Source organism: Granulicella sp. dw_53, assembly GCF_018449545.1.
Taxonomy (GTDB): Bacteria; Acidobacteriota; Terriglobia; order Terriglobales; family Acidobacteriaceae; genus Edaphobacter.
The window spans coordinates 38766-56154 of the sequence record NZ_JAAVUR010000021.1 but is presented as its reverse complement, the minus strand read 5'-3'; the positions used below and the strand labels follow the sequence as shown (position 1 = coordinate 56154).

Here is a 17389-nt window from a genome sequence, read left to right as displayed (position 1 = left end):
TTCAAGGACCCTCATGCGCCGGCTCGTTGCCATGCTGATTCTCGCCACTCCGATCGCTCTCGCACAAGCTCCTCCGTCCACACTTCAACTCTCTCCCCAGGCTGCCTATAACCAGGCCGTCACGCCGATTGAGATCACCCACCGTTCCATGGTGAACTGGTCCGACATCGAGACCGCGGCCCTTACAGCCGCCATTCACCAGGCAAAAGAGGCCTGTCTGGCCCGGACCTCCGCTACCTTCAGCGGAGATGACCTTATCGCCTTCGCCCGCCTATGCGCTCTCGGCCAGCAGTGGCCCACGACCCTCACTGCCGCCACCACCTACATCAACAGCGCTGACACATCCAAGCCTCAACTCGCTCAGGCCTACTCCTTCCAGATCTCCGCCAACCTCAATCTCAACGACGAAAAATCGGCCCTCGGAGCATCTATCGCCATGCTTCAGGCCATTCCTTACGGTCCTCTGTGCGATGAGGTCACCACAACCGTTATCCGTTACCTCCAGATAGCCTTCACGTCGGACGCCCTCACTCTGCACTCCATCCGCCAGCCCATCCTCCTTCGTCTGCTCAAATCCCCGCAGCCTCCCGCAGCCATCCCGCTCCACACCCTCTTCGAGCATGCCCTCGACTTTGCTGCTCTGGAACTCTACGTCAATCAGCCTCGCCTGGCAGCTGGCATTCTCTCCGACCTCGACGCTGCGGCCCCTTCCGACATGGCTCCGGACGACGCGCTTCCCATCGCCGACGCCCGACGCCAGTATGCCCTCCTTGGAACCCGCTTCCCCTCTATCCCTGGCGCTATCAACCTGATATCCGCCACACCTACCCCGTTCAACCAGCCAAACTTCGGCTCGGCAGCTATCTTCCTTTTATTCCCACCATGGTGTGCCCAATGCCTCCGCGAGACGCAGGAGATGATCCCCGCAATCTCCCGTCTAGGCAGTAGCGATGTCCACATATACGGTCTCCTAGCCGACAATCCTCCCCCTGCCCGGCCTCAAACCCCGACCCCGCCCAACCGAGCCCGTCGAGCAGTCCCGCAGACAATTCCAGATCAGAATCCCTCGTCTGCAGTTGCCTCTGGATCTCCGAAATCACCCGTAGAGCAACTTCTCGGCACCCCGACCCTGGTCGTCTCCCCCTCTACTGTCACCAACTTCGCCGCCACTGACTTCCCTTTTCTGGTCGCGACCGACCATGAAGGCATCATTCGACTTCTCCTTCCTGCCGCGCCTGAGAACGCCTTAACCAGTGGAGGTACCGTCGACCAGATCGCCGCCCACATCCTCACAGAGTGGCCTCCTGCTCCTCAGCCCTGACGGGAGATGACCAAATCACACCCTCCTATCTGCTATCCTCAATCTTTAAAACCAAGCATTAAGACGGAGCATCATTTCCATGGCAAAAGGCGTAAACAAAGTTCTTCTTCTAGGCAACGTAGGCAAAGATCCCGAGATTCGTTCCACCGCCGGCGGCATGACCGTTGCCAGCTTCTCCCTCGCCACCGCCGACCGCCAGAAAGACGCCCAGGGCAACTGGGCCGACAAGACTGAATGGCACAATCTCGTCTGCTTCCAGCGCACCGCCGAAGTCGTCCGAGACTACGTCAAAAAGGGTACCCAGCTCTTCGTAGAGGGCAAAATCCAGACCCGCTCCTGGGATGACAAGACCAGCGGTGAGAAGAAGTACAAGACCGAGATCCTCGTCAACGAACTGACCCTCCTCGGCAGCAAGTCTGGCGGCGAATCCTCCGGTGGTGGCTACTCCAAGTCCAACACGGCCAGTTACGGTGGCGGCGCCCCCGCCTCCCAGCCAGACTATGCCGATACCGGCATCACCGATGATGACATCCCCTTCTAGGCGACGTCGCCAGGCCGAGATCTGCGTTTCTCGATGAGCCGCACGTTGCAAGTGGCTTATCGAGAGACCTAGCGGCGTAATCTTAAGGTCGAAGACGTATTCCTAACTTTGACAACCAGTAGAGCAGCCCAATGCAAGTGAGGAGTACCCATTCTCTACTCGCGGCAGATGACATAGTCTTAAGAACATGAGTGGAGACAAACAGACGATTCGGGTTGGATTGATTGGCTACGGCTTTGCCGGTAAAACGTTTCATGCGCCGCTGATCCGGTCGGTGCCAGGATTGGCTTTGACGGTCGTCGGATCGAGCAAGCTCGAAGCCGTGAGGACAGATATTCCAGAAGCTACTATCTGTGACCCTTCGGAGGTGCCAACCCATCCCGATGTTGACCTTGTCGTAATCGCTTCTCCGAATGAGAGCCACTTCCCCCTTGCCGCTGCGGCCTTGCAGGCAGGCAAAGATGTCGTCGTCGATAAGCCGTTTACCGTGACGCTCGAAGAGGCCCGTTCGCTTGCAAAAATAGCAAAGCAGCATAACAGGCTTCTCTCCGTCTTTCATAACCGGCGCTGGGACAGCGAGATCCTCGCCACGAAGGCGGTACTCGAATCGGGCGTCCTTGGAGAGGTTTCTCATTATGAGTGCCATATGGATCGTTTCCGTCCGGTGGTGCGCCAGCGTTGGCGTGAAGATCCTGGACCGGGCGCCGGACTGTGGTTCGATCTCGGACCTCATCTTATCGATCAAGCCCTCCATCTCTTTGGACTTCCCACCTCAGTGAACGCCAGCTTTGGCATTTTGCGAAAAGGTGGACAGACGGATGACTGGGCTCACGTTCAGTTGAACTACGATCGACTGCGAGTGATTCTTCACAGCTCCCTCCTCGTAGCTGGAGGCGGACCGCGCTCGGTGCTGCATGGCACACGCGGGAGTTGGATGAAGTACGGTGCGGATGTGCAGGAACGCCAACTCATGGCTGGAATGCGTCCCACTGATCCCGCGTTTGGCTATGATCCTGACGCCGGGATTCTAGTCGACGGAGCTACTGGGACACGCAGTGAACTGCCTTCCCCAAGAGGCCAGCAACAGATGTATTACGCTGGCATCCGCGATGCAATTCTGGCACAGCAGCCACCTTCGATCTCCGCAAGAGACGCCGTCGCGGTGATGGCGATCTTGGAGACTTCGTTCGAGTCGGGTGCTCGCGGGCAAGTTATGCCGTTGCCCCTGACAACAGAGGAATTCTCTGCATGGAGTCAGACCTGAACGCTGCCTGGGCATACTACGCCGGAACGCTCTAGCAAATAAGATAGACAGGAAGAAGGAGAGTTAGATCGAATGCACCAGGAATTGAGTTCTGTCCCCCGCGGCCAACGTCATGCCACTTCGCTCCTTCAGAGTTGTATGTGGGTCGCAATCGCTCCCCTTCTTTTCGCCATCTCTCTGCACGCGCAACAAAGCCTATCGATCAATACACTCCTCCCACAACCCACCAAACTGCAGGCCTCGGCTGGTGCGCTTCCTCTCACCAGCTTATTCACCGTCGCTTCCAACGCCGTCCGGAATCCCGTTCTCGCGTCTGCCACTCGCCGCATGCTCGACGAGATCGAACAGAAGACGAGTACCCAGCTTTCAAAGACATTAGGGTCTGAGACCGGCAATGCGACCCTCACCATCACCCTTACCGACCCCACTCCACAACGTCCTACTCTAGAGACCGACGAGAGCTATACCCTCAACGTCACGGCATCGAGAATCACTCTGCAGGCGGCCAACGTCTTCGGCGCGCTCCACGGTCTCGAAACTATCAAGCAACTCGTAGAGCCTCAGAATGGCGTCTACGTTATCCCTGCCGTAAGCATCACAGACAATCCTCGCTTTCCCTGGCGCGGACTTATGCTCGACGTGGGCCGTCACTTCCTGCCACTGCCGGTTATCTATCGCACCATCGACGCCATGGCTGCAGTCAAGCTCAACGTACTTCACCTGCACCTTACCGAGGACCAAGGATTTCGCCTTGAAAGCAAACGCTTCCCCCGCCTCACAGAGATGGGCTCCGATGGCCTCTTCTATACACAGGAGCAGATGCGCAGCGTCATCGCATACGCCAGCGCACACGGAGTACGCATCGTTCCCGAGTTTGATGTTCCCGGCCATGTCACAAGCTGGCTCGTAGGTTATCCCGAACTTGGCAGCATGCCGCACGACTACAAGATCGGCCGCACCTTCGGAGTTTGGGATCCGGCTCTCGATCCTACCAAAGAAAGCACCTATAAGTTTCTCGACAGCTTCATCGAAGAGATGGCCGCACTCTTCCCCGACGAGTACATGCACATGGGAGGCGACGAGAGCAACGGCAAGGATTGGAAGGCCAATCCTGCCATCGCGGCCTACATGCAGCAGCACAAGATAAAATCCACCGACGATCTGCAGGTTTATTTCAGTACCCGCGTTCTGGCCCTCGTCAAGAAACACAAAAAGCAGATGGTCGGATGGGATGAGATCTTACAGCCCAATACTCCGAAGGATGCGATTATTCAAAGCTGGCGCGGTGCAGCATCGCTCAACACGGCAGCCAGTCAAGGAAACCGCTCCATCCTCTCCGCGCCTTATTACCTGGACGCGATGAAGACCGCGGAGCGCATGTATCTCGACGATCCTATTCCGGCTGACTCTAAACTTACTCCCGAACAAACGAAGCTGATTCTCGGCGGCGAGGTCACCATGTGGGCGGAGCAGGTGACGCAGGAGACAGTCGACTCCCGCGTCTGGCCGCGCACTGCCGCTCTCGCCGAACGATTCTGGTCTCCACAAAATGTCCGCGACGTTGATGACCTCTACCGTCGGCTTGAGGTCGAATCCATCCGTCTCGATGCCCTCGGTCTCACTCACATCTCAGTTCCAAACATGGGTCTCCGCCAACTTGCCGGCAGTGAGAGAGGGGCAGCTCAACTCGCTGTGCTTATCTCGACTCTCACTCCTGCGTCCTTTCACTTCCGCTACGAACAGCAGAAGACCTCGCAACTCACTCCCATGGGCAACGTCGTCGACTTTACCCGCCCCGACCCGCCACTGCGCCAGGACTTCCGGCTTCTCGTAGAACGCTATCTACATACCACCGATGCCGAACACGAGTTGGCCCGGCAGCAGCTTGAGAGTCTCTTTCACGCCTGGATTGCGACACGCCCATCCATCGACGCACTCGCGCTCGATCATCCTCTGCTGAATGGAGTGAAGCTACGCCGCGAGCAACTTCCCCAACTCGGGTTCCTTGGAGTCCAGAGCCTCGGTTTCATCGAGGCAAAGTCTCCTCCGGATCCTGCCTGGGTCCAGACCCAGGCAGTTCTGCTCAAGCAGGCAGCCGAACCTCATGACATCGTAGACTTCGTCGTCCTTCCTCCACTGCAATCTCTCCTCGACGCTTCGCAGCAGCATTGAGACAAGGCCATGTCGTCCAACCGGAGTACCGGAGAACTTACCAGACATACATCGCTTGGATGGATGGAGCTCCGGTCTTACCTTCGACGACAGTTACCTTCAGAATTACCTCGATATTCTTATTCCCGAAGTCTCGTCCTACGCGCTCCTCGAGAATCTGCATATAGTGTGGGCTCGTAACGAACTGTGCGGCTGCCTCAGTCCCGTTTCTACCCAGGCCCGCAACGAACACTACCGGACTATCGGTCGTGGCATCTCGAAATCGGCCAAAGATGGCGTAGTCGTCCGCACTGGAATAAGGGATCGATTTATCGCGAGACCACCGCACCTCTGGATGCTCCCGATCCAGGATGGATGCCGTTGACTCTGGAGTAGAGAAACTAAAGCGGAGCGGGCTGAGGAGCCGAAGTGTCCAGGGATTGTTGTATCCGCCAACCAGAATGATGGGACGATCCCGCATCTCCGTAACGGTCGAGAAAGCGGCTGCTTCCACCTGATACTCGGCGCCACGTCGTTCGATCAATCCGCTCAGCCGGGCAATCGCCGCCACCATCTGCATCGAAACGAACGGGTACTCGTTATTCTTGTCCGCAGTCGCGGTTCCAGACAGCCGGTCAGGAGAAAACACGACGCTCCCGGTGCTGATCAGCGCCGGCAAGTCGCGCTCGCTCAATATAGGTCCCCAGAATCGGTCTAGCGCAGTCTCCCGCTTTGGCGCCCGGTACCAGAAGGACAAACCCAGAAGGACAAGAAGTAAGGTCGCAAATCCCGCAGCAAAGAACAAAGGGATGCGGTTCCCTGAGACTGCCTGCGCCGCCACGGACGCTATAGGTGGGGAAACCGTAACGGACATCTCTCCCGTCAACATAGCCTCCGAAGGAACTCCTTCGTCCGAAGGCATGGCGGTCCGGTAGAACTCCGGAATGTAAGAGCCGATCGGAAGCACAATCTGGACAGCCGAACTACCTTCCAACTCGTGATAGTAGAGCGCCAGTCTCTTCCGCACCTCGCCGGCCGTATAGCGCACGACAGTATCGCTGTTGGTGTCGTAGTCCGCAGACCGATGGAAGACCTCGACCCCGAGCGTCCGCTCTTTAATCCGATCCGAATGACCGTTCAGCGTCGTCTCCACCACGTACCGCAACAGTGCCGGATAGCGCTTGCTGTTACTGAAGTGGGAGCTCTCCAAAATACTCGCCAACTCTTGTCGCACCAACTCACGCTCAAGGTCGTTACGAGGATTCCAGATAGATCGAGTTTCTTCAACGCTAGTCATAAGATCAAAAAAATATACGTACTTCCTTAGGGAGACTCATTCCAGACGTTTATAACGTCTTGTCATTATATCCGTAACTACACGCAAATTAGACACTTACAGAAACAAGGCAAATCCAAACGGTGAGTCACTTGCAAGTGTTTATGCGATTCGCTGAGGGTTGCTCTGCTCTTAAAAGCTGCATAAGGTCGTCGCTGGAATTTGAGATTCGACTGATGCTTTAACTACTTCGACCGATCCATGGTCGGAGTGCCCTGTAGTAATGAACGCTTTTTGGTGGCCGATAAAGGCCAGAGCGTTATCCCGAGGTCGCATGCAAAATTTTCGTTCGATTCGAAGTCTTCTTCTCTGCCTTCTCCTGGTTCTATCCACGACGACCGCAGCGTTCGCCCAACTCACGACAGCTACCATTCTTGGAAATGTGACAGACTCATCCGGTGCGGCCATCCCGGAGGCCAGCGTCACAGCCACCAACTCCGAAACCCAATTCACCCGCACAGTATCCTCCAACGGTGAAGGAGCCTACAGGCTGGACTTCCTCCCCGTAGGCACCTACACGGTCCGCGTCTCTGCCCCGGGCTTTGGGGAGCGTGAGCAGAAGGGTATCGTCCTCACCCTGAACGCCGAACTTCACTTCGACGCTACGATGACCATCAGCAGCAATAGCCAAACAGTAGACGTCACCTCGGAGGTCCCCCTCGTCGAGACCAATACCTCGACCCTCGGCCGCACTGTGACCAACGTGGAAGTCGATAACCTCCCGATCGTCAACCGCAACGTCTACGACCTTCTCTCCCTGACTCCCGGCGTGCAATCGAACGCGAACGTCAATCCGCTCGGCTTCCCTCAGCAGGTCGTCTATATTAACGGCGGTACGGATAACTTCGTCGGCTCCGTCAGCTACTACCTCGACGGCGGTCTGAACATGACCTTCATCCGCAACACCGGCAATGTGCTACCCAACCCCGATGCGCTCCGGGAGTTCGTCGTCCAGACCAACAACTACAACGCCCTCTTCGGCCGCATGTCCTCCGGACTCGTCAACGTCGTCACCAAGAGCGGCACCAACCGCGTCCACGGCTCCATCTTCGAGTTCCATCGCGAGACCGCCTTCTCCGCCACCCCCGTCTTCCAGCTCGTCAAGCCACCGCTGCACCGCAATCAATTCGGTGCCACTCTGGGCGGTCCCCTCTGGAAGGACAAGACCTTCTTCTTCGGCTCCTATGCCGGTCTGCGGCAGGTTACCCCTAGCAACTACACAGGCGCGATCGTTCCAGACGCTGCGCAACGCGGAGGAGACTTCAGCGAAAATGCGATCACCCTGGGCGTCACTCCGGCCACCTGCACCTCCAATACATCGAGCGTCGTCTTCACCGTCTGCGATCCTGTGACCCGCAAGCCCGTCGCAGGCAACAAGCTCAACCCCTCGCAACTCGATCCCACAGTTCAACGGTTGCTCGCGATGATTCCGTTACCCAACGGAACAGCCGTAGATTCAGCCACAGGCCGCATCACCCACACCTACACCGGCTCGATCTCGACTCAAAACAACACTGACGAATTCCTCCTTAAGATCGACCACCAACTCGCCAGCCACCGTATTGAAGCGATGTACTTCAACACCGCTGGCGCCCTCACCCAGAGCCCCGGTGGCAACGTTCCTTGGTCCACCCAGAACTTCGTCTATCGCCAGCAGAACGGCAATCTCTCCGATACTTGGACGGTCTCGCCCAATAAGATCAACCAGCTCTGGCTGAACTACACCCGCCTCTTTGGTGGCCGTGTAAACACGCCGGCCCTTTCTTTGGGCGACTTCGGCTCAGCCTTTGCGATCCAAGGAGCACCGATGCTGCCGCAGATCTCCGTCAGCGGCTACTTCACTGCGTCGCAGGCCATCAGCGGCCCGGTTACCGGGACCAACTTCTATTCCATCCGCGATGTCTTCAGCATCACGACCGGCAAGCACACCATCGGCTTCGGAGCGGAGACCTCCCTCAACAAAGACTTGCAATATAGCTTCCTGAACAACTACGGCATCTTCGCCTTCGCCCGCAGCACGACGGCACGCACAGGAGCGGATCTCTCCGACTTCATCACCGGCCTGCCCAGCACCATGAACCAGGACTCGCCGATCAACGCAGCAGACAACTCCTTCTTCTCTGGTGTCTTCGTCCAGGACGACTACCGTCTGCTGAAGAACCTCAACCTCAACCTCGGCCTGCGCTGGGACGTGCAGACCTCCCCCGTCGATCCTCAGAACCGGCAATCGACCTTCGTCGCCGGACAGAAGTCGACTACCTATGCGACGGCCCCGACCGGGGTACTGGTCGTCGGAGACCAGGGTGTACATCGCGGCATCGTCGACACGCGCTATCACCATGTCTCGCCCCGCGTTGGCTTCGCCTGGGACCCATTTGGCGACGGAAAGACGGCCGTACGTGGCGCCTTCGGACTCTTCTTTGGATCTGTCTCCGGCAACGAGTGGAACGGCGTCTCGAACTTCCAGCCCTTCGCAATTCGTAACAAATACGCCAACGTAAAGTCCATCACGGACCCCTACGGCAACATCCCGGGAGGCAATCCCTACCCCTACACCTACAACCCCAATAACCCGCGGCCCTTCATCGCTCCGGCCCAGGTAGAAGGCATCGATAAGGCCTACCAGTGGCCCTATACCTATCAGACCAACTTCAGTGTGCAGCAGCAACTGACCAACTCCCTCGCCATGACCATCAGCTACGTCGGCTCCTTCAGCCATGATGTCCCCTTCGCCCCTGACGTCAACTATCCTCTGCTCGCATCGGCCGCCGCTCCCATCAACGGCGTCACCACCAACACCACGAACAATTTCGACAGCCGCCGCCCTATCGATCCAGGCGAACTCGGCATCGTCAACCTCATCCAATCCCACCAGCGCGCCCACTACCACGGCCTGCAGATCACCGTCGAAAAGCGCATGAGCTCACAGCTCTCCGTGAAGGGTTTCTACACCTTCTCGAAGACCCTCTCCTCCGCCTCCGTCAACAACTCCGGCGCCGTCATCGGCACCGCGCAGGACATGAACCGGCTCGACCTCGAGTACGGCAGCAGTGACACCGACCAGCGCCAGAACGCAAACATCTCTCTAGTCTGGAAGCCGAATCTCCTCACCCAATCCCCGGCCTATGTGCGTGGAGTCATCAACGGCTGGACGCTCTCCGGCATCGCCACCTTCAACTCAGGTCTACCCTTCTCCGTCACCAGCGGTGTCGACACCAACTTCGACGGCTACGTCAACGACCGCCTCAACCTATCCAACCTCGCAGACGTCGGAATTCACTCCGGCCGCTCGCGAACCGATCAGATCAAGGCCTACTTCAACCCCGCAGCCTTCTGCTCCTTCACCGGCAATGCATCCACCTGCCCCGCAGGCGTTGGACCCGGCGGTCTCGACGGCACAACCCGGCGCAACAACTTCTTCGGCCCTGGCAATCGCATGATCAACGCCGCGCTCTTCCGCGACTTCGGTGTTATCAACGACTTCAAGCTCCAGCTACGGGCTGAGGTAAACAACGCCTTCAACCTAGTGAACGTCGGCAATCCCACCACTTCGCTCAACTCCGGTAATTTCGGTAAGATCACTGGCGCGGCTACCGGAGTAAACGGCGTGCCGCGACAGATTCAGCTGGGTGCTCGCATCCTCTTCTAACCGAGAGGATGCGGCATCGCCGCGGCACACGAGGCTTTGCACCAATGTCGATGGACCGTATTCAAATCACACGAAGACACTTCAACACCGGAGCCGCCGCGGCACTTTGCCAGGCGGCCTTCGGCCCCTCTCTCTCCGCCCACGCGGCTCCTACGAAGTCCGACGGATACGCCCTGGTAGCCAGGGTCGACCACGACCGAATCCTCAAAGCGGCAAAGCAGTATCTCTCCAACAAGCCCATCACCGTGACGGCTTCCACATCGCCCCGCACCCCCGGCGGCCCCCACGACTTCTTCTCCGAAGCCGACTACTTCTGGCCCAACCCCGCGAACCCCGACGGCCCATATATCAACCGCGACGGACAAAGCAATCCCAACAACTTCTCCGGCCACCGCAAGGCCATGATCGCCCTCTCCATCCAGATGCCGGTACTTACCTCGGCATGGCTGCTCACGCGTGACCGCCGTTATGCGCAGCACGCCGCCGACCACCTCCGCGCCTGGTTCATCAACCCCGAAACCCGCATGAACCCCAATCTGGAGTTCTCCCAGGGCGTGCATGGCGTCTCCACCGGTCGCAACTACGGCATCATCGACACCTTGCACCTCGTCGAAGTCGCCCGGGCCGCCAGCCACATCTCTCCCGCAGTTCTCTCTACAGCAGACCGCGCCGCCCTCAACGACTGGTTCACCCAATATCTCCATTGGATGAAGACCAGCGAAAAGGGCATCGCCGAGAAAAACACACTCAACAATCACGCCGTCTGCTGGGCTCTCCAGGCCGCCGAGTTCGCTCGCCTGATCGGAGACACCTCTACCCGCATCGAGGTCCTCACCCAGTACGAGACCATCTTCCTCCCCAATCAGCTCGGCCAGGACGGAAGCTTCCCCAAAGAGCTCGTCCGCACCAAACCTTACAGCTACTCCATCTTCAACTTCGACGTTATGGCCGCTCTGTGCCAGTCTTTGCTCGACGCTGGTGCAGATCCCTTCGCCTTTACCCTTCCCGATGGACGTGGCATCTGCAAAGCCACCGAGTTCCTCTACCCCTACCTGAAGGACAAAGGCGCATGGCCCTACAAGAAGGACGTCGAGCACTTCGAGGCCCTACCCGTGCGTTCCCCCGGACTGCTCTTCGCCGGCCTCAAATGCAAACGCGACGACTACCTCCAGCTATGGCAGCGCCTCGATCCCGATCCCACCGATCCTGAGATCATTCGCAACTACCCCGTGCGCCAGCCCTTGCTCTGGTTTAAGTCGGCTTAGGTTCAAGCTTCATCTCGAACAACACGCTCCCCGTCCTCTCACGGGGCAGCTCAAATGGAGTACGGATGCCTCTCTCACGACGATCGTTCTTGCAAGGCGGAGCAGCAGCCTATGCAGTCGGCACATCGACTCCTACCCTGCTGGCCTCGGTCCTGCAAGCCGTCACCTCGAACTCCGGCAACACCCAGTCAGGCCCTTCTATCGTCACCCGGCTCGACACCGGTTGGGAGTTCTTCCGCGGTCCACTCGACGCCCCCTGGGAGATCGCTCACAGTCAGGACATCGCCGTCTGGCAGCCCGTCACCGTGCCACACTGCTTCAACCACTACGACGCCTGCGACCCCGAAACCCCAGCCTATCGCGGACAAGGCTGCTACCGGAAACACCTGCGCATAGCCAACCCCTTCCCCCAGGGCCGGACGCTTCTGCACTTTCAGGGCGTAGGCCAGCAGGCTGCGGTCTATCTCGGCGAAGCCCTCGTCGGCAAACACATCGGCGGCTACGACGAGTTCGTCATGGACATCACCGAAGGAGCGCAACATACCCCCGCAGGCACGGACCTGCAACTCGCCGTCGTCTGCGACAACTCGCCCGACACCGAGCGCATGCCCTCCGACCTCAGCGACTTCACCCTCTACGGAGGCCTCTACCGCGCCGTCCATCTCGTCTACGTTCCCGCCATCTCCTTAGAGGCTCTACACACCACCGTCTCCTACAGCCCAGGCAGCGTAGCAAAGGTCGCAATCACGGCAAGACTCTATACGCCCGCGGCAACACAAGGTGATCTGCAACTCAACCTCTCCGTCACCGATCCCAGCGGCCGCAAAGTCTTCCAGCAAACCCTGCACCCTCAGACATGGCAAGGTGAAAAAGAACTCGCCGCCTTCGAGCTCAAAGCTCCTCTCCTCTGGTCCCCGGATCAACCCCATCTCTACCACTGCGAGGCCTCCCTCACCTGCTCGGATGGAACCTCGGCCGTAGCCCACGCCTTCGGCGTCCGTCACACACGCTTCGAAGAGCACGGCCCCTTCTTCCTCAACGGCGAGCGCCTGCTGCTGCGCGGCACGCAAAGGCACGAAGACCACGCAGGCTACGCGGCCGCCATGCCCGACGACCTCATCCGCCAGGAGCTTCAACTCGTCAAGGACATGGGCGCAAACTTCATTCGCCTCGCCCACTATCAACAGTCCAGCCTCGTACTCGATCTCTGCGACCAGCTCGGCCTCCTCGTCTGGGAAGAGGTTCCCTGGTGTCGCAGCGGCGTCGGAACCAAACTCTTCCAGGAGCGCGGCCGCACCCAGCTTCGCAACATGATCGACCAGCATCGCAACCACCCCTCCGTTCTGATGTGGGGTCTCGGCAACGAGGACGACTGGCCCGGCGAAGTAAACGGTCAGGACAAAGAAGCCATCCGCCACTTCATGCAGGAACTCCACGAGCTATCCCACCAGCTTGACCCCACCCGCATGACCGCCTACCGCCGTTGCGACTTCGCCCGCGACATCCCCGACGTCTACTCGCCCTCCATCTGGGCCGGCTGGTACAGCGGCAGCTACACGGAGTATCGCGCCTCGCTGGACAAAGCCCGCATGACCGTCCCGCACTTCATGCACATCGAATGGGGAGCAGACAGCCACGCCGGACGCCACGCCGAAGACCCCGACCCCGTCCTCGCCCGCATCCTCACCGGCAAAGGAACCGCCGAGAAGGGCCTCGACTACAAATTCACCGGCGGTGACACCCGCGTCTCCCGCGACGGCGAATGGTCCGAGACCTACGCCTGCGATCTCTTCGACTGGTACCTGAAGACCCAGGAAGAAATCCCCTGGCTCAGCGGCTCCGCGCAATGGATCTTCAAAGACTTCACGACTCCCCTTCGCGTAGAAAATCCCGTCCCGCGAGTCAACCAGAAGGGCCTCATCACCCGCGACATGCAGCCCAAAGAAGGCTACTTCGTCTTTCAGTCCTACTGGTCGAAGAAGCCCATGCTGCGCATCTACGGGCATAACTGGCCCATCCGTTGGGGCAAGGCCGGGCAAGAGCGTCTCGTGCGCATCTACTCCAACTGCTCCTCGGTGGAGCTCTTCCTCAACGGGGTCTCCCTGGGGACCAAAAAACGAAATCCCCAGGAGTTCCCTGCCGCTGGTCTGCACTGGAACGTCGCCTTCCGGGAAGGCAAGAATGAGCTGAGAGCTGTTTCGGACGGGAAAATTGCCGGACCAAGTGGGAAGCCATTTCCATTGGCTGATGAGGTTGCATTCACTTACCAGACCACACAGTGGGGAGCCCCCAAAGCTCTCGCCCTCTCTCTCAAGCATCAGGCCCTTGGGTCAGCCACCATCGAAGCCCAAATGCTTGATGCAGCAGGAGTACGTTGCCTCGACTCTCGTGCCGTAGTGCGCTTCTCCCTCGCAGGCAATGGAAAGCTGATCGACAATCTCGGGACCCCGACCGGCTCTCGCATCGTGCAGCTCTACAACGGGCGAGCCGAAATTAGCCTCTCCCTAAAAGATGTGGTCGAAACCAGTGTCGACTCCGATGGAGTTTCGACTGCTTTTCTTCGAATACCTAGATCGTAATACTTCCATTTCCCATCAAGGGCGAAATGACGGACTCCAGACGGTGGTTGCGCCTCTCGCAGATAAAAATCGCTGCGAACAAGCGCAACATAACGTAACTCCCTGTCCACCAATCCGCAAGCTCCCTCCAAACGTACCGATACCATAGTCGACGTATTCCAGCAGTTACTCTACTTAGGAATACTTATTCCAAACTAATTACTCACTTAGACGAGGCCCTCCATGAAACCGCATGGACGGCTTCAAACCATTTGAACTAAGTCAGAAGGATAAGTAGTCTCAAAATCGCGAACACAATCATCAAAGAATGACGGCGGAGGTTCACGGCGGACGCAACAATGACATTCCCTGGAGGAAATCTTTGCTAAGATGAGAAATTATCCACTCTTAGCGATCCGGTCGACTCGTAGGACAGGAGGTCATATATGCGGCAGCATGAGTCTGTTGGTGTGCATCCAGAATCGTCGCTTGTGCAAGTTGATTCCGATTTATCTGCGACGTATCTAAGTGCTCTGATCGAACATAGTCCTATCGCCATCATCGTTTTGGACGCGGATCACCGTTATACCATGTGCAATCCGGCCTTTCGGAGGCTCTTCCAGTACAGTTCTGACGAGTTAGAATCGTCCGACCTTGACACCTTGATCGCAGCCCCGAGAGGTGTCCAGGAAGCCACCAATCTTACTCGTCGTGTATTAGCGGGAGAAAAGGTCCACACTGTAACCCAGCGACGCCGCAAGGATGGAATGACCGTTGATGTAGAACTGTACGGCATTCCACTTATGGTCAATGACCGTCTAGCTGGCGTATATGGACTTTATCAAGATGTGACCGAGCGCAACCAGGCACGCAACGCGTTCCGCACCGTCGCCGATAAATTGGAACACATCCAGCAGGAAGAGCGAAGCCGCCTCGCACGAGATCTCCACGATTCCACTTCACAGGAGCTTGCTGTACTGAACTGGAACTTGCGCAAGTTGATGCAGCTTGTGGCCGACGGAGACGAGACGATCAAGGCGCTCGTGTATCGAACCACGACTCTCGCGTACGAATGCTCGGAGCGAATTCGCAGTGCATCCTACTTGCTGCACCCTCCCTTACTGGACCACAGTGGGCTCGCAGGTGCCCTCGTAGGGTTGGCCGAGGGCTTCGAACAACGCAGCGGCATACGAGTCGACCTCACCATCCCTCGAAAACTTGGCCGCTTCTCGGACGAGGTGGAGGTCGCGCTCTTTCGAGTTGTGCAGGAGGGCCTGGCAAACGTCCTCCGCCACTCTGGAAGTACCGTCGTACACATATCACTGAAGCTACAGGCGAACTGGCTGAAACTAACCTTGGCCGATGAAGGAACAGGCGCGGAACCGCGAGAGGCACGCCGAAATACCGGTACCGGCATTAATGGTATGCGGCAACGCCTGGAGCAATTGGGTGGCCTCTTGACCATGCACTGGACCTCTAGCGGAACGACCATTACTGCGGACCTGCCGACGGAGTACAAAATCGATGCCTGATAAAGCTAAGCTGAGAATCTTAATCGCCGACGACCATGAGCTAATCCGCAGAGGCATACGAGATCTACTTGCACTAAGGAGCGACTGGGAGGTAGTTGGAGAGGCGCGGCACGGACTCAACGCTGTGAGTCTTGCCTCCGAACTAAAACCCGACCTCGCCATTCTGGATTTCTCCATGCCCCATCTTAATGGACCCCAGGTCGCCACAGAACTCTCCAGTGTCTCTCCCCAAACCCAGATCATCATCCTCACAATGCATGACTCTGAACAGATCGTCCGGGCGGTTCTCGAATCTGGAGCAAAGGGTTTTGTGCTGAAGAGCGATGCCGATCAAGACCTTCTAAGTGCGGTTGAAGCGGTCTCTCAAGGCCGTCACTTCTTTACATCATGTGTGGGAGAACTCTTACTCCAGAAGTTCCTCGGTAAAAAACTTTCGCCAGACACCGCGGAAAAGCCCCTTATTACCGTCAGAGAACTTGAAGTCATTGAGTTGCTCGCCAGCGGCCTAACCAACCGCGAAATCGCCGCTCGCCTCAACATTAGCGTCCGTACGGCCGAATCGCACCGCACCAATATCAATCGCAAACTCAATTTCAATTCGATGGCGGATTTAATGCGTTACGCGATCCGCTGCGGTATCGTCGCAATCTCCTGAGCTAGGATCGCTACCTGGGACGTACTCCTTTCATCTCTAAAAAGGTGCAAGTCCCAGGTAGCAAACTGCATTACTTACTTCCCACTGTAAAGATGTTCTTCGGGCACATCGCATGAACGCCGACGTTGCCGTCCACCAACTGGGTAATATCCAGGTCGACAGCTACGCTCGACAGCATGTACGCGTCGTCTCGCGTCATGTGCTTCTCTTCTACCAGGAAGTCGATCATGTCACGAAGAGCATGCTCAGTGGCTTCCTTCAGATCCGGGCTAAAGCCCATCGTGATGTAATGGGTCGGCGTCTCCGCCCGCGGCCACGACATTGGTTTCTTCTTGTGCACCACGAACTTGAACGTCCCGGTTAGAAACGTCTCCATCGCGGTGATATCGACCTCACCGTTGCCCTGTCCGGCATGGCCGTCACCCGCCACAAACAGCGCACCCTTGGCAGCCACAGGAATATAGAGAGTAGTCCCAGCGACCAATTCCTTGTTATCCATATTGCCAGCGTGCGCAAAGGGGGGAGCGCTGTCCAACCGGCCGTTGCCCGGAGCCACACCCATACTGCCGAAGAACGGATGCAGTGGAATATCGATTCCCGGTGCAAAATGCCCGATCATCTTCTGACGATCCAGCGGAATCAAGCGTTGACGGCTGTAAGGGAACTCCATCGGAAGGAATCCGCGATGCAAGCCAAATCCATTGCATGCGAAGTTCGCATCAATGTCGACCTTCAGAATCTGAACTTCCAAGACATCGCCCGGCTCAGCCTCTTCAACAGCCACCGGCCCGGTCAGAATATGCCCACCCGGACCTTTTTCGCTCGCCGGGATATCTGCTTTATAGATTGCATCGTTATAGGCTGGAATGTCCTCGGCCTTGATACCGCGCGCCACTAGCCGGTCCGAAGGACCACAGGTCGACAGCGCCTGAATCGTCACCGTGTCTCCGCTCTTCACCGTAATGGCGGGCTTCGTCACTGCATAGTGCCCCCACTCGATCGTGGTGGGGGTGGCAAGGAGCTTATACTCAGCGGCCAGCATTGGCATCGAACCAGCCAGCAAAACTCCAGTAGTCAAAAGCAACCGACGCATAAAAGACCTCGCAAAACATATGGA

11 protein-coding genes are annotated in these 17389 nt (G+C 57.7%); 9 read left to right on the top strand and 2 right to left on the bottom strand.

The window, feature by feature from the left end:
* The first annotated feature begins 13 nt into the window (after window positions 1-13).
* From HB393_RS22735 to HB393_RS22720, 4 genes are all read left to right on the top strand, one after another.
* Entirely contained in the window at window positions 14-1321 is a 1308-nt protein-coding gene (locus HB393_RS22735; protein ID WP_213807505.1) for a hypothetical protein, read from the top strand.
* A gap of 79 nt (window positions 1322-1400) precedes the next feature.
* Window positions 1401-1862, top strand: coding sequence for a single-stranded DNA-binding protein (ssb, locus tag HB393_RS22730; protein ID WP_213807504.1), 462 nt, complete (start codon window positions 1401-1403; stop codon window positions 1860-1862).
* Window positions 1863-2049: 187 nt separating this feature from the next.
* Window positions 2050-3126: an oxidoreductase gene (locus tag HB393_RS22725; protein WP_213807503.1), complete on the top strand. Its 1077-nt coding sequence runs from the start codon at window positions 2050-2052 to the stop codon at window positions 3124-3126.
* A gap of 72 nt (window positions 3127-3198) precedes the next feature.
* A complete protein-coding gene (locus HB393_RS22720; RefSeq protein ID WP_255551525.1) occupies window positions 3199-5298 on the top strand; it encodes a beta-N-acetylhexosaminidase in 2100 nt (699 codons plus the stop codon).
* A gap of 37 nt (window positions 5299-5335) precedes the next feature.
* Here HB393_RS22720 and HB393_RS22715 read toward each other — a convergent pair whose 3' ends face one another.
* Entirely contained in the window at window positions 5336-6499 is a 1164-nt protein-coding gene (locus HB393_RS22715; RefSeq protein WP_213807502.1) for a hypothetical protein, read from the bottom strand.
* Between the two features lie 388 nt (window positions 6500-6887).
* Between HB393_RS22715 and HB393_RS22710 the strand changes: the two genes are divergently transcribed.
* The 5 genes from HB393_RS22710 to HB393_RS22690 all read left to right on the top strand — a co-directional run bounded on the left by HB393_RS22710 (window position 6888) and on the right by HB393_RS22690 (window position 16272).
* The gene (locus tag HB393_RS22710; RefSeq protein ID WP_213807501.1) at window positions 6888-10262 is read left to right on the top strand and encodes a carboxypeptidase-like regulatory domain-containing protein; all 3375 of its coding nucleotides are present in this window, start codon (window positions 6888-6890) and stop codon (window positions 10260-10262) included.
* Between the two features lie 44 nt (window positions 10263-10306).
* On the top strand, window positions 10307-11527 hold the full coding sequence (locus tag HB393_RS22705) for an alginate lyase family protein (RefSeq protein WP_255551523.1): 1221 nt from the start codon (window positions 10307-10309) through the stop codon (window positions 11525-11527).
* A gap of 65 nt (window positions 11528-11592) precedes the next feature.
* A complete protein-coding gene (locus tag HB393_RS22700; protein WP_213807500.1) occupies window positions 11593-14106 on the top strand; it encodes a glycoside hydrolase family 2 TIM barrel-domain containing protein in 2514 nt (837 codons plus the stop codon).
* Window positions 14107-14531: 425 nt separating this feature from the next.
* On the top strand, window positions 14532-15617 hold the full coding sequence (locus HB393_RS22695) for a PAS domain-containing sensor histidine kinase (RefSeq protein ID WP_213807499.1): 1086 nt from the start codon (window positions 14532-14534) through the stop codon (window positions 15615-15617).
* Complete coding sequence (locus HB393_RS22690) at window positions 15610-16272, top strand: response regulator transcription factor (protein WP_213807498.1); 663 nt, start codon at window positions 15610-15612, stop codon at window positions 16270-16272. Before HB393_RS22695 ends, HB393_RS22690 begins: the two co-directional genes overlap by 8 nt.
* A 70-nt stretch (window positions 16273-16342) precedes the next feature.
* Here HB393_RS22690 and HB393_RS22685 read toward each other — a convergent pair whose 3' ends face one another.
* A complete protein-coding gene (locus tag HB393_RS22685) occupies window positions 16343-17365 on the bottom strand; it encodes an acetamidase/formamidase family protein (protein ID WP_213807497.1) in 1023 nt (340 codons plus the stop codon).
* Window positions 17366-17389 lie beyond the last annotated feature (24 nt).